Origin of the sequence: Bradyrhizobium sp. SZCCHNRI20481 (assembly GCF_032485055.1) — a bacterium.
GTDB lineage: Bacteria > Pseudomonadota > Alphaproteobacteria > Rhizobiales > Xanthobacteraceae > Bradyrhizobium.
The window spans coordinates 170,353-183,534 of sequence record NZ_JAUEUE010000015.1 but is presented as its reverse complement, the minus strand read 5'-3'; the positions used below and the strand labels follow the sequence as shown (position 1 = coordinate 183,534).

At 66.5% G+C, this 13,182-nt stretch carries 11 protein-coding genes; 4 read left to right on the top strand and 7 right to left on the bottom strand.

Annotation, left to right across the window (positions count from 1 at the left end):
* Positions 1-28 precede the first annotated feature (28 nt).
* From QX132_RS24290 to QX132_RS24280, 3 genes are all read left to right on the top strand, one after another.
* Entirely contained in the window at positions 29-1,243 is a 1,215-nt protein-coding gene (locus QX132_RS24290; protein ID WP_315740725.1) for a divergent polysaccharide deacetylase family protein, read from the top strand.
* Between the two features lie 87 nt (positions 1,244-1,330).
* Positions 1,331-1,837 carry an RNA pyrophosphohydrolase gene (locus QX132_RS24285; RefSeq protein ID WP_316163074.1) on the top strand — a complete coding sequence of 169 codons (507 nt, stop codon included), beginning with the start codon at positions 1,331-1,333 and terminating at the stop codon, positions 1,835-1,837.
* Positions 1,838-1,974: 137 nt separating this feature from the next.
* Positions 1,975-2,481 (top strand): RNA pyrophosphohydrolase, encoded by a 507-nt coding sequence (locus QX132_RS24280; protein ID WP_316163073.1) that lies wholly within the window; start codon positions 1,975-1,977, stop codon positions 2,479-2,481.
* Between the two features lie 85 nt (positions 2,482-2,566).
* On the opposite strand, the gene QX132_RS24275 is transcribed toward QX132_RS24280, so the two are convergent.
* The 6 genes from QX132_RS24275 to QX132_RS24250 form a co-directional block, all read right to left on the bottom strand.
* Positions 2,567-4,249: an adenylate/guanylate cyclase domain-containing protein gene (locus QX132_RS24275; protein WP_316163072.1), complete on the bottom strand. Its 1,683-nt coding sequence runs from the start codon at positions 4,247-4,249 to the stop codon at positions 2,567-2,569.
* Positions 4,250-4,417: 168 nt separating this feature from the next.
* Positions 4,418-4,825: a F0F1 ATP synthase subunit epsilon gene (locus QX132_RS24270; RefSeq protein WP_315740721.1), complete on the bottom strand. Its 408-nt coding sequence runs from the start codon at positions 4,823-4,825 to the stop codon at positions 4,418-4,420.
* 96 nt (positions 4,826-4,921) lie between these two features.
* Entirely contained in the window at positions 4,922-6,364 is a 1,443-nt protein-coding gene (atpD, locus tag QX132_RS24265) for a F0F1 ATP synthase subunit beta (protein WP_315740720.1), read from the bottom strand.
* A 96-nt stretch (positions 6,365-6,460) separates the two neighbouring features.
* The gene (locus tag QX132_RS24260) at positions 6,461-7,339 is read right to left on the bottom strand and encodes a F0F1 ATP synthase subunit gamma (protein WP_315770540.1); all 879 of its coding nucleotides are present in this window, start codon (positions 7,337-7,339) and stop codon (positions 6,461-6,463) included.
* Between the two features lie 156 nt (positions 7,340-7,495).
* Positions 7,496-9,028 carry a F0F1 ATP synthase subunit alpha gene (atpA, locus tag QX132_RS24255; protein WP_315715935.1) on the bottom strand — a complete coding sequence of 511 codons (1,533 nt, stop codon included), beginning with the start codon at positions 9,026-9,028 and terminating at the stop codon, positions 7,496-7,498.
* Positions 9,028-9,588 carry a F0F1 ATP synthase subunit delta gene (locus QX132_RS24250; protein ID WP_315715934.1) on the bottom strand — a complete coding sequence of 187 codons (561 nt, stop codon included), beginning with the start codon at positions 9,586-9,588 and terminating at the stop codon, positions 9,028-9,030. The genes atpA and QX132_RS24250 overlap by 1 nt, the downstream gene beginning before the upstream one ends.
* A 650-nt stretch (positions 9,589-10,238) precedes the next feature.
* On the opposite strand from QX132_RS24250, the gene QX132_RS24245 reads away from it, so the two are divergent.
* A complete protein-coding gene (locus QX132_RS24245; RefSeq protein ID WP_315740717.1) occupies positions 10,239-10,787 on the top strand; it encodes a septal ring lytic transglycosylase RlpA family protein in 549 nt (182 codons plus the stop codon).
* A 110-nt stretch (positions 10,788-10,897) separates the two neighbouring features.
* Here the strand turns inward: QX132_RS24245 and QX132_RS24240 are convergent, their stop codons facing one another.
* A complete protein-coding gene (locus tag QX132_RS24240) occupies positions 10,898-13,108 on the bottom strand; it encodes a primosomal protein N' (RefSeq protein ID WP_316163071.1) in 2,211 nt (736 codons plus the stop codon).
* Between the last annotated feature and the right edge of the window lie 74 nt (positions 13,109-13,182).

Here is a 13,182-nt window from a genome sequence, read left to right as displayed (position 1 = left end):
CGTCGACCCGATTGATTCGGGAATTTCGATGACAGAGACGGCCGACGAGCTGAGCGCCCCGCTCGGACAGACGGAAACGCGTCGCAAGCGCCGCATTCGGCTTCCCTTCACGGCCCTGCAGGCCCTTGCGATGCTGCTCGGCCTGTTCCTGGTCGTCTTCGCCGGCTTTGCGATGTTCAACGACAATCCGCTCGGTGGCGAGCCGGTCGCCCGCGTCGCGATCAACGAAGGCGCAAGGCCTGCCGACGACAAGGCCGCCAAGCCGGATGGCAAGTCTGAGGCAAAGGTCGATCACGGCGCGGCCCCCGCGGCCAAGCAGGAGGGCGGCGAGCGCAAGACGGTCACCATCATCGACGGCTCCAGCGGCACCCGCCAGGAGGTCGCGATCGGTGCCGGTGGCGAGACGGCGGAGCCTGGATCGGCCGCTCCGGCGAGCCAGATGCCCGGCGTGGACCCGCGGCTGCTGGAGAAGTCGCGCTACGGCATGATCCCGGTGATGGCCGACGGGCTGAAACCGTTCACCGCCTATGCGGCCGAGGCTGACCGCGCCAAGGCGGCGCGCATGCCGGCCGTCGCGATCGTGATCGGTGGTCTCGGCGTCGGCGCCGCGAAGACGGTGGACGCGATCATGAAGCTGCCGCCGGCGGTCACGCTGGCCTTCACGCCCTATGGCTCCGATCCGACCAAACTCGCCGAGCGCGCCCGGGCGCAGCGCCACGAGATCCTGCTCCAGGTCCCGATGGAGCCCTACGACTATCCCGACAACGATCCGGGTCCGCAGACGCTGCTCGCTACACTCGCACCGGACCAGAACATCGACCGGTTGTTCTGGCACATGAGCCGGCTGCAGGGTTACGTCGGCATCGGCAACTTCATGGGCGCGCGCTTCGTCGCAACGGAAGCGGCGATGCAGCCGATCGTGAACGAGGCCGCCAAGCGCGGTCTGGCCTTGTTCGACGATGGCGCAGCCCCGCGCAGCGTGGCGGCCTCGCTGGCCACGGGACGCGCGATGCCGTTCGCGAAGGGCGACGTCGCCATCGACGCGGTGCCGACCCCGGTCGAGATCGACAATGCGCTCGCCAAGCTCGAAAGCCTGGCCAAGGAGCGTGGCGTCGCCGTCGGGACTGCGTCGGCGCTGCCGGTCTCGATCGACCGCATCGGCACCTGGATCAAGGGGCTCGACCGCAAGGGCATTCTGCTGGTGCCATTGACAACCGCGATGCTGAAATCAAAATCGAACTGAACGAACGTGCGCCGGCCCGACTGGCGACGTGACAGCGTGAGGCCTGCGCAGCGAGGCGCAGGGTCCCGCAGGAAGGCCGAGACCGGAATGACGCGCTACGAGGACCTGCCTTACCGCACCTGCGTCGGCATCATGCTGATCAATTCGGAGGGGCTGGTTTTCATCGGTCGCCGCGCCGGCGGGATCGAGCATGTCGACGACACCCATGTCTGGCAGATGCCGCAGGGCGGCGTTGATCCCGGCGAGGATGCCTGGGAGGCGGCCAAACGCGAGCTGTACGAAGAGACCAGCGTGCGCTCCGTCGAGAAGCTGGCCGAGGTCGGGGACTGGCTGACCTACGACATCCCGCGCACGGTCGCGGGTCGCGCCTGGAAGGGCCGCTATCGCGGCCAGCGCCAGAAATGGTTCGCGCTGCGTTTCACCGGGCCCGATGCCGAGATCAACGTCGAGCGGCCCGGCGGCGGCCACCACAAGGCGGAATTCGTCAGCTGGCGCTGGGAGCCGATGAAGAACCTGCCGGGGCTGATCGTGCCGTTCAAGCGGCCGGTCTATGAGCGGGTGGTGAGGGAATTCGCCACGCTGGCTGGTGGCTGACTCGCGATCGCGGGCCGACCGCGACGCGTGGCCGAAACCGTGTCATACGCTCGCACTGCAAAGAATCTCTGCAGATCCGTCGCGACAACGCCGTCACGATGCGTTGCCATGCGAGACGAAGCCCCACGGATATGAGCATGACCGAAACCAGACCCTACCGGCCGAATGTCGGCATCGCCCTGCTCAATGCCGAAGGCCTCGTCTTCCTCGGGCGCCGCTTCCGCGACGACGGGCCGGAGATCGTCCTGCCCGGGCTCGAATGGCAGATGCCGCAGGGCGGCGTCGACCCCGGCGAGGATCTGCAGGCGGCGGCGCGGCGCGAGCTGTGGGAGGAGACCGGCATTCGCGACGCCGACATCCTCGGCGAGACCGACTGGCTGACTTACGAATTTCCCCCATTCGAGGATCCGAACCACCGGCTCGCGCGCTTTCGCGGCCAGCGCCAGAAATGGTTCGCGATGCGTTTCACCGGACGCGAGGGCGACATCGATCCGGTGACGCCGCGCAACGACCAGCCGGCCGAGTTCGACGCCTGGCGCTGGGAGCGGCTCGCGCGCGTGCCGGATCTGGTGGTGCCGTTCCGCCGTGAGGTCTACCGCGCGGTGGCGCAGGCCTTTGCGCATCTCGCCAAAGCTGGCGACTGATCAACGTCGAAGAGTGAGGCTCACCGTCATTCCGGCCTCGCGCTCCGCGCGCCTCGGAAAGACGAGGTCGAGAGAGTTCGCCGGCTTAATTGTCCTCGACCGTGAACGGGCCGATCGCGATCACCCGGCAATCGCTGTCGCGCGTGGCGCAATCGGCCAGCGCGCCGCCGATCGCGGTCTCCTCGCGATCGCCGTTGAGGCCGAAGCCGGGACGGCCAGCCGTTCCGACCGCGATCGCGTTCCAGCCCGACGGCGCGGCCTCGAGGCGCCGCGCCACCTCCTCACGCGCCTCCGGGGCGATCGCCTGATGGCTGACCGCGCGGAAGAAGCCGGTGGCTTTCATCACCGTCGGCACCGGCACCACGAAGGCATCGTCGAGCGCAACGATGATGCAGGCGGTCCCCGCCTGGGCACCGCAGGCTTCGAGATTGCGGCGAACCACGTCGTCGACGAGGTCGCCGCCGACGCTATAGAAGAACTGCCCGCCGGGCCCGAGCGCGATGGCCTTGGTCCGTCGCGCCGTGCCGTAGTTCGCCTCGAGCCGGGCTCGGCCTGTATCGCGCACCAGCGGCATCTCTGCAGCGCTGAAGGCGCGCTCGGTCATCGGGTCGTGGCGCACCCAGGGCTGCGGCGGCAACGGTGGCTTGCTGTGCACGTAGACGACGCTGTCGCCGACGGCATAGAGCTCGCATTTGCGCGGTCCGTTCGCGTTTTCCGCGCGCTGCTGGCACTGCTCCAGCGCAGCCGATTTCGCGGCCTCATCGCTCGCCTGTCCGGTGACATAGGCGCTGACGCCGTTGATCGTTGTCGCGAACGCCTTGTGATCCGGTGCCAGCACGTAGTCGCGCGCCAGCGCAATGCGGGTCCGCTCGCTCACGAACGGCACGGCTTCAGGTGCGAACTTCTCGGCGGCGACAACGGACGAAGGTTGCGGTGACGGCTGCGGCGAGGCAGCGGGCTGCACGGCGACGGATGACTGCGTCGCCGCGGGGGACGGAGATGAAGACGGGGCCGAGGAAGGCGAAGCCGGCGTGGCCGACAGCCGGGCCAGCGCTTCCGCCGCCGCCTTGGCGGCATCGCGCTGCACAGGATGCGGATCGCGGTAGTCCAGATAGAGCTCAGTCCCGACCCCGACGGCTCCGAGCGCAACCAGGGCGGCCGCAATTCGCCAGATCAGGCGGAGCCCGCCGCCGCGGGCGACTTTCTTTTCTTCCGGCGGCGCGTAGGTGCCGTCCTCGCGGCGCATCGCGACCCGATAGGCGTGCACCGGGGTCGGGATGTTCTTGACCTCCCGCGCACCCATGTCGGCGAACTGCACCGACAGCTTATTGGCGACCTGCTCGTGCACCGCGCGCGAGATGCAGATGCCGCCGACATCGGCGAGCCCCTCCAGCCTGGCTGCGATGTTGACGCCGTCACCGAGCAGATCGCCGTCGCGCTCGACGACGTCGCCGATGGTGATGCCGATGCGGTAGCTCATCTGCCGGTTCGGCGGATAGGCCATGTTGCGCGTGCGCAGGCTCTCCTGAATGTCGATCGCGCAGCGCACCGCTTCGACCGCGCTGGGAAACTCCGCGAGCACGGCATCGCCCGCGGTGTTGAAGATGCGGCCACCGGCGCGCGCGATGAAGTCGTCGACCACTTCGCGATAGGCCGCCAGACGCCGCAGCGTCTCCTCTTCATCCTCGGCGACGAGGCGGGAATAGCCGGCAATATCGGCGGCAAAAATCGCCGCGATCTTGCGCTTCAACACGATCTGCCCTGCCATGTCACCACGCCCAGTCGAACGGCCGGGAGCATGCCGTCAGATCGGCGAGCACGCAACCGGCATCCCTTGCTAGTAGTCATCCGCCGGCCCCGGACGTTCGAGCCGGAAAACGAAAATGGCCGGGCAGAGCCCGGCCATGAACGTTCATTCATACGTCGTGCTGTTGGATCAATGCAGCGCGGTCGTGTTGAGCTGCTGCTGGATCGTCTTGAAGTGATCGAGCCGCTCGATCGCACGATCGAGCTCGTTGCCCTGCTTCTCGTTCAGCTTGGATTCCATGCCGGCGATCTCGGCCGCGAAAGCGGTCTGGTCGAGCTCCTTCAGCGACGTCGCGACGTCGGCCAGAACCGTCAGACCCTTGTCCGAGATCTCGGCGAGGCCGCCGAGCACGATGATCTTCTGCTGCGAGCCGCCAGCGGTCACCGTCAGGATACCCGGCCGCAGCGTCGCCACGAATGGCGCATGGCCGGCGAGCACGCCGAAATCACCCTCCTGGCCGGGAACGTCGACCTGGTCGACCTCGCCCGAGAAGGCGATCTTTTCCGGCGAGACGAGATCGAAATGGAAAGTTGCCATTGGGAACCTGCTGATAGCGAATAGCGAATGGCGAGTAGTGAAGGAGGAAGCAGCGAACAGTTCGTCTATTCGCTACTCCCTATTCGCTATTCGCCCTTAGGCCGCCTCGGCGGCCAGCTTCTTGCCCTTCTCGACCGCCTCGTCGATGTTGCCGACCATGTAGAAGGCGGCCTCCGGCAGGTGGTCGTACTTGCCTTCACACAGGCCCTTGAAGCCCTTGATGGTGTCGGCGAGGTCCACGAACTTGCCCGGCGATCCCGTGAAGATTTCGGCGACGTGGAAAGGCTGCGACAGGAAGCGCTCGATCTTGCGGGCGCGGGCCACGGTCAGCTTGTCCTCTTCCGACAGTTCGTCCATGCCCAGGATGGCGATGATGTCCTGCAGCGACTTGTAGCGCTGCAGGATCTGCTGGACCTGACGCGCGGTCTGATAGTGCTCCTCGCCGACGACCAGCGGGGAGAGCATGCGCGAGGTCGAGTCGAGCGGGTCCACGGCGGGGTAGATGCCCTTTTCCGAGATCGCGCGGTTGAGCACGGTGGTGGCGTCCAAGTGGGCGAACGAGGTCGCCGGCGCCGGGTCGGTCAAGTCGTCGGCCGGCACGTAGATCGCCTGCACCGAGGTGATCGAGCCCTTGTTGGTGGTGGTGATGCGCTCCTGCAGCGCGCCCATGTCGGTGGCCAGCGTCGGCTGATAACCCACCGCCGAGGGGATGCGGCCGAGCAGCGCCGACACTTCCGAGCCGGCCTGGGTGAAGCGGAAGATGTTGTCGACGAAGAACAGCACGTCCTGGCCCTGGTCACGGAAGTGCTCGGCGACGGTCAGGCCGGTCAGGCCGACGCGGGCGCGGGCGCCCGGCGGCTCGTTCATCTGGCCGAACACCAGCGCGCACTTCGACTTGACGCTCGGATCGGGATTGTGCGGATCGGCGTTGACCTTGGACTCGATGAACTCGTGATAGAGGTCGTTGCCTTCACGGGTACGCTCGCCGACGCCGGCGAACACCGAATAACCACCGTGCGCCTTGGCGACGTTGTTGATCAGCTCCTGGATCAGCACGGTCTTTCCGACGCCGGCGCCGCCGAACAGGCCGATCTTGCCGCCCTTGGCGTAGGGCGCCAAGAGGTCGACGACCTTGATGCCGGTGACGAGGATTTCCGCTTCGGTCGACTGATCGGTGTAGCTCGGCGCGTCCGCGTGGATCGGGCGCAGGCCCTCGGCCTCGACCGGGCCGGCCTCGTCGATCGGCTCGCCGATCACGTTCATGATGCGGCCGAGCGTGCCGACGCCGACCGGCACCCTGATCGGCGACCCGGTGTCGCTGACTTCCTGGCCGCGAACCAGGCCCTCGGTGGTGTCCATCGCGATGGTGCGCACGGTGGACTCGCCGAGATGCTGGGCGACCTCAAGCACGAGGCGGTTGCCGCCGTTCTTGGTTTCGAGCGAGTTGAGAATGGCCGGCAGGTGACCTTCGAACTGCACGTCGACGACGGCGCCGATGACCTGGGTGATGCGACCGATCTGGTTGGCTGCGGTAGCCATTGGATTTCTCTCCTTACGATCCGTATACGAAACCACGGTCGGCTCGACCGGGATATGTCCTTGGGTTGCGCTTCAACGGGGCGCGACGCGATCCGGTTAGACCGCCTCGGCGCCCGAAATGATTTCGATCAGTTCCTTGGTGATCATCGCCTGACGCGTGCGGTTGTAGATCAGCGTCTGCTTGCGGATCATCTCGCCGGCGTTGCGGGTGGCGTTGTCCATGGCCGACATCTGCGCCCCGTAGAACGAGGCGTTGTTTTCGAGCAGCGCGCGGAAGATCTGCACCGCGAGATTGCGCGGCAGCAGTCCGGCCAGGATCTCGTCCTCCTCCGGCTCATACTCGTAAGGCGCCAGCGGCGCCGCGTTGGCGGGCCGCGCCTCGACCACCAGCGGAATGATCTGCTGGGCGGTCGGGATCTGCGCGATCACCGAGCGGAAGCGCGAATAGAACAGCGTGCAGACGTCGAACTCGCCGGCATCGAAACGGGCGATGACCTTCTTGGCGATCTCGTCGGCATTGGCGAAGCCGATCTGGCGCACCGAGCGCAGGTCCATGTGCTCGACGATCTGCTTGTCGAACTGGCGGCGAAGCTGCTCATAACCTTTGCGGCCGACGCAGAAGAACTTCACCTCCTTGCCCTGGTTCATCAGGGCGAGCGCACGCTCGCGCGCCAGGCGGACGATCGAGGAGTTGAACGCGCCGGACAGGCCGCGCTCGCCGGTGCAGACCAGCAGCAGGTGCACCTGGTCGCGACCGGTACCCGCGAGCAGCTTCGGCCCGCCGGCGGAGGCGATGGTGGCGCTCGCGATGTTGGAGATCACAGCGTCCATCTTCTCGGCATAGGGACGCGCCGCCTCGGCCGCGAGCTGCGCACGGCGCAGCTTGGAGGCCGCGACCATCTGCATGGCCTTGGTGATCTTCTGCGTCGCCTTGGTCGAGGCGATGCGGACCCGCATGTCTTTCAGTGACGCCATTGTTCGTCGATCTCACCCCGGCGGCCGGATCCCCTTGGGACCTTGCCGTTCAACCCTCGAGATTGGTCATGCCCGGCCTGGTGCCGGACATGAGATGTCTTGTTGTCCCACGTCGACGACGTTGATGGCCGGGCGAAGTCCGGCCATCCTTTGCCGTCAGGCGAAGGTCTTGGCGAAGCCTTCGACCACCGCCTTCAGCTTGGCGGCGCTGTCGTCGGACAGATCCTTGCTGTCACGGATCGCGTTCAGCAGGTCGGCATTCTTGCCGCGCAGCAGCGACAGCAGGCCGTCCTCGAACGCGCGCACCTTGTTGAGCGGGAGCGGATCGAGATAGCCGTTGGTGCCGGCCCAGATCACGCAGACCTGCTCTTCCATCTTCAGCGGCGAGAACTGCGGCTGCTTCAGGAGCTCGGTCAGGCGCGCCCCGCGGTTGAGCAGGCGCTGCGTCGAGGCGTCCAAGTCGGAGCCGAACTGCGCGAACGCCGCCATTTCGCGGTACTGCGCCAGCTCGCCCTTGATCTTGCCGGCGACCTTCTTCATCGCCTTGGTCTGGGCCGAGGAGCCGACGCGCGACACCGACAGACCGACGTTCACGGCAGGACGGATGCCCTGGAAGAACAGATCGGTCTCCAGGAAGATCTGGCCGTCAGTGATCGAAATGACGTTGGTCGGGATGTAGGCCGACACGTCGTTGGCCTGGGTCTCGATGACGGGCAGCGCGGTGAGCGACCCCAGACCATGGTCCTTGCTGAGCTTGGCGGCCCGCTCGAGCAGGCGCGAATGCAGATAGAATACGTCGCCCGGATAGGCCTCGCGGCCCGGCGGACGGCGCAGCAGCAGCGACATCTGGCGATAGGCGACGGCCTGCTTCGACAGATCGTCATAGATGATGACGGCGTGCATGCCGTTGTCGCGGAAGTACTCGCCCATGGTGCAGCCGGTGAACGGCGCGAGATACTGCATCGGAGCCGGATCGGACGCGGTGGCGGCGATGACGATCGAGTATTCCAGCGCGCCCTGCTCTTCGAGCACCTTGACGAACTGAGCAACGGTGGAGCGCTTCTGGCCGATCGCGACGTAGACGCAATACAGCTTCTGGCTCTCGGGGGCGCCGGCAACGTTGAGCGGCTTCTGGTTCAGGATGGTGTCGAGCGCGATCGCGGTCTTGCCGGTCTGACGGTCACCAATGATCAGCTCGCGCTGGCCACGGCCGACCGGGATCAGGGCATCGATCGCCTTGAGGCCGGTCGACATCGGCTCGTTCACCGACTTGCGCGGAATGATGCCGGGGGCCTTGACGTCGACGCGCTTGCGCTCGGTCGCCTGGATCGGGCCCTTGCCGTCGATCGGATTGCCGAGCGCGTCGACGACGCGGCCGAGCAGACCCTTGCCGACCGGAGCGTCGACGATGGCGCGGGTGCGCTTGACGGTCTGGCCTTCCTTGATCTCGCGGTCGGCGCCGAAGATGACGACGCCGACATTGTCGGTCTCAAGGTTCAGCGCCATGCCGCGGGTGCCGTTCTCGAACTCGACCATCTCACCGGCCTGGACGTTGTCGAGACCGTAGACGCGGGCGATACCGTCACCGACGGACAGCACCTGTCCGACTTCGGTAACTTCGGCTTCCTGCCCGAAATTCTTGATCTGGTCCTTGAGGATCGCGGAAATTTCCGCGGCGCGGATGTCCATCAGCCTGCCTCTTTCATCGCGTGCTTGATCGAGTTGAGTTTGGTGCGAAGCGAACTATCGATCATGCGGCTGCCGAGCTTGACGACGAGCCCGCCGATAATCGCTGGATCGACTTTCACGTTGAGCGCGACGTCCTTGCCGGTCACCGTCTTCAGTGAGGCCTTCAAGGCGTCGAGATTCTTGTCGGAGAGCGGCTCGGCGACGACGACGTCGGCCGTGGCCTCTCCCTTGTATTTGGCGACCAGCGCGTTGAAGGCGCGGATCACGTCGGTCACCGCGAACAGGCGGCGGTTGGCGGTCAGCACGCGCAGCACGTTGGCGGCGACGCCGGCGATGCCGGCCTTGTCCAGCACCGCATTGAGCGCCTTGAGCTGCACATCCGCACCGAACACCGGACTGCGGACAAGGCGCTTGAGATCGGCGCTCTCATCGAGGAGGGCATTGAACCTGTCGAGATCGGCCTTGACCGCATCGACGGACTTTTCGTCACGGGCCAGTTCAAACAGGGCCGTCGCGTAACGACCGGACACACCGGATACGGAGGGATCTTCAGCAGCCACAGACGTGCTCTTTTTATATGTGCCCAACCCACAAGAGGGACACCGGCGCGCCGCTGCGGCGCAAACCAGTTAAGCCCTTGGAATTCAAGCAGGACTTTGATTTTCGATCGCCGCGGGAGCAGCTTGATCACGAAAAGCGGCGCTTTGCTAACATAGCGTACGCGCAGCCGCAACAAGCGGTGGCCCGCTATTCGGCACCTTGTTGCCGCGCCGCGGTCGGAGCGTAAGCGCCCGTCCAACGGACACGCTGATCGCGCCCAACACGCGACCCGACCCCAATACCAATCACTTCGGACAAGGTTCCAGCTGTTGCTGCATGGCCGCCATGCTGGTTTGGCCTTGACTCCCGTTGGCGGTGCCCGGCGGCCGCCGGCCGGCCCGCATCGACATTACTTGCTGACATCTTGACGTCCTAAGCGAGAACTTAACTCAACAGTATTTGAAAGTATTTGATCGCTAATGAAACGTTAAAGCAACGGATTACGGAATTTTCCGTGATGAGTAGACCGCGATGCAAGATGTTTCGATCAGAGCGAAACAATTTCTACTGCCCCATTCACGCCTCATTGCCCCACCAAACGGCGCCCGCCTCAACACCTGACGGGGGTTCACTGGCCGCAGAACGCGGCAATACTGTTCGAGGGACATAGATGCTGAAACTGAAGAACATCTCGGCTGGCAAGATCGCCGGCTCGCGCACCGCGCTCGCTGTTGCCGTGACGCTGATCGTCGGCGGCAGCGCCACCGAAGCCTCGGCCCGGTCCAGGCACCACCAGCACCACGCTCGCCACCACCATCACCACATGTCGCGCCATGCTGCTCAGCCCGCGGCCGACTCGTTCTCGAACGGATGGTCGTCCAACGGCTCCTCGTGGATGAACTCCAACGCAGCGGTCACGCCGTCGTCCGGCACCGGCCGCAGCTTTTCCGGCATGGCGTCGTACTACGGCAACGAGTCCGGCAGCCGCACTGCTTCCGGCCAGCGCATGAACGCCAACGCCATGACCTGCGCGCACCGCTCGCTGCCGTTCGGCACCAAGCTGCGCGTGACCCATGGCGGCAACAGCGTCATCGTCACCGTCAACGACCGCGGCCCGTTCATCCGTGGCCGTGTGCTCGACCTCTCGACCGGTGCCGCCCGCGCTATCGGCCTGACCCGCGCCGGCGTCGGCCGCGTCACCGCTGAGGTCGTGTCGTAAGGCAACCGATCCTTCCGCGTCATTGCGAGGAGCGAAGCGACGAAGCAATCCAGGGCCCCGACCCGGCCCTGGATTGCTTCGCTGCGCTCGCAATGACGGTGGAGAGAGCGCTATAGGAAGCTCTGCGGGTCGACGTCGACCTCGAGCTTGAGATTGCCCTTGGGCTTCTCGGCATGCGCCAGCCAGTGGCGCAGATAATCCGACAGGTCGAAATTGCGTGCCGACTTGAGCAGCAGCCGAAAGCGGTAGCGGCCCTTTATCACCGCAAGCGGCGCCTCGGCTGGGCCGAGCAGCAGCACACCCTCCTCGCGCGGCGCCGACGCGACCAGCCGGCGAGCGAAGCCCTCTGCGGTGGGCCGGTCTCCGGCCGAGATGATCAGGCTCGCGAGCCGCCCGAACGGCGGATAGCCGGTGCGCTCGCGGACGTCGATCTCGCTGGTGTAGAAGGCCTCGCGGTCGCAGGCGACCAGCGCCTTCATGACGGGATGCTCGGGCTGGTGGGTCTGCAGGTAGCCTCGGCCTCGCCCCTGCTCACGGCCGGCGCGGCCGATCACCTGGTTCAGGAGCTGCCAGGTGCGCTCGGCGGCGCGCGGATCGCCATTGCCGAGGCCGAGATCGGCATCGACCACACCGACGAGATTGAGCCGCGGAAAGTTATGCCCCTTGGCGACGAGCTGGGTGCCGATGATGAGATCGACGCGGCCTTCCGCGATCTCCGTCAGCTCGGCGCGCATGGTCTCGATCGAGGTGATCAGATCGCTCGACAGCACCATGCTGCGCGCCTCCGGAAACAGCACCGCCGCCTCCTCCTGCAACCGCTCCACACCGGGTCCCACCGCGACCAACGATTCCTCGGCCGCGCAGTGCGGACAGGTCGGCGGACGCGGCATCGAGAAGCCGCAATGGTGGCAGACCAGCCGCTGGCGAAAGCGGTGATCGACCAGCCAGGCGTCGCAGATGGTGCAGGCGAAGCGGTGACCGCAGGCGCGGCACAGGGTGAGCGGCGCATAGCCGCGGCGGTTCAGGAACAGCAGCGCCTGCTCGCCGCGCTCGATCGCGGTGCGGATCTCGCCGGCCAGCCGCGGCGAGATATAGCGGCCGCGCGGCGGCGGCTCGCGCCGGAGATCGATGGCCTCGATATGCGGCATGTGCTGGCCGCCGAAGCGCGACGGCAGCGCCACGCGCTGGTAGCGGCCCTTGCGGGCATTGACCTCGGTCTCCACCGAGGGCGTCGCTGACGCCAGCACCACCGGGATCTTGGCGATGTGGCCGCGCACCACGGCCATGTCGCGGGCGTGGTAATGGGCGCCCTCGTCCTGCTTGTAGGCCTGGTCGTGCTCCTCATCGACGATGATCAGGCCGAGATCGGCATAGGGCAGGAACAGCGCCGAGCGGGCGCCGACGACCACCGGCGCCTCGCCGGCGGCGATCGAAGCCCAGTTGCGCTGACGGTTGCGCGGGGTCAGCTCGGAATGCCATTCCAGCGGGCGGACGCCGAAGCGGCGCGAGAAGCGCTCCAGGAATTGGCCGGTCAGCGCGATCTCCGGCATCAGGATCAGCGACTGCCGGCCGCGGCGGACCGTTTCGGCCACCGCCTCGAAATAGACTTCCGTCTTGCCTGACCCAGTGACGCCGTCGAGCAGCGCAACCTGGAACGTGCCGCTCGCGGCCAGCGCCCGCATCGCCTCGACGCCGGCCTGCTGCGCGTCGAAGAACTCCGGCCGGGCGAAGTCGGGATCGGGCGCCGGCGGCGCCAGCGTCCGCGGCATCGCCTCCACCGTCAAGGTGCCCTCGTCGACCAGGCCGTCGATCACGCCCCCGGACACGCCGACCTCGCGCGCCAGATCCGACTTGCCGTGCAGCAGGCCGTCGGAAACGGCGTCGATGACGCGGCGGCGTGACGGCGTCAGCCGCTTCGGCGGCTCGCCGACCAGCCGGACGCCGAGGCGAACGCGCTCCGGGCCGAGATGCTCGCCCATGCGCAGGGACATCCGCAGCACCATGCCGCGGGGCGACAGCGTATAATTGGCGACCCAGTCGATCAGGGACCGCAGCTCCGGCTTGAGCGGCGGCACATCGAGCTTCTCGCTGACGTCCTTGAGCCGGTTGTGCAGGCGCGGATCGGGATTGGCATTCTCGGCCCACACCACCGCCAGCACCTCGCGCGGGCCCAGCGGCACGCCGACGACATCGCCAGGCTTCAGGTCCATGCCGCGCGGCACACGGTAGGAATAGGTGTGGTCCAGCGCGACCGGAACCAGCACGTCGACCACGCCGGTCGCGCTGGCTGCACCTGGAAAGAGATCGGTCGGGCGGTCCATGAGGCCGGAGATAGCCTTGCTCTGGCTGAAGCGAAAGCCGCCCGGCAAAGTTAGCGAACGATAAAGGACGACAG

Excerpts from the sequence above, each read along its gene's own strand:
- QX132_RS24290 (WP_315740725.1), top strand. The coding sequence starts at position 29 with ATGACAGAGACGGCCGACGAGCTGAGCGCCCCGCTCGGACAGACGGAA.
- QX132_RS24280 (WP_316163073.1), top strand. The coding sequence starts at position 1,975 with ATGACCGAAACCAGACCCTACCGGCCGAATGTCGGCATCGCCCTGCTC.
- atpA (WP_315715935.1), bottom strand. The coding sequence starts at position 9,028 with ATGGACATCCGCGCCGCGGAAATTTCCGCGATCCTCAAGGACCAGATC.
- atpD (WP_315740720.1), bottom strand. The coding sequence starts at position 6,364 with ATGGCTACCGCAGCCAACCAGATCGGTCGCATCACCCAGGTCATCGGC.
- QX132_RS24245 (WP_315740717.1), top strand. The coding sequence starts at position 10,239 with ATGCTGAAACTGAAGAACATCTCGGCTGGCAAGATCGCCGGCTCGCGC.
- QX132_RS24285 (WP_316163074.1), top strand. The coding sequence starts at position 1,331 with ATGACGCGCTACGAGGACCTGCCTTACCGCACCTGCGTCGGCATCATG.
- QX132_RS24270 (WP_315740721.1), bottom strand. The coding sequence starts at position 4,825 with ATGGCAACTTTCCATTTCGATCTCGTCTCGCCGGAAAAGATCGCCTTC.
- QX132_RS24275 (WP_316163072.1), bottom strand. The coding sequence starts at position 4,249 with ATGGCAGGGCAGATCGTGTTGAAGCGCAAGATCGCGGCGATTTTTGCC.
- QX132_RS24240 (WP_316163071.1), bottom strand. The coding sequence starts at position 13,108 with ATGGACCGCCCGACCGATCTCTTTCCAGGTGCAGCCAGCGCGACCGGC.
- QX132_RS24260 (WP_315770540.1), bottom strand. The coding sequence starts at position 7,339 with ATGGCGTCACTGAAAGACATGCGGGTCCGCATCGCCTCGACCAAGGCG.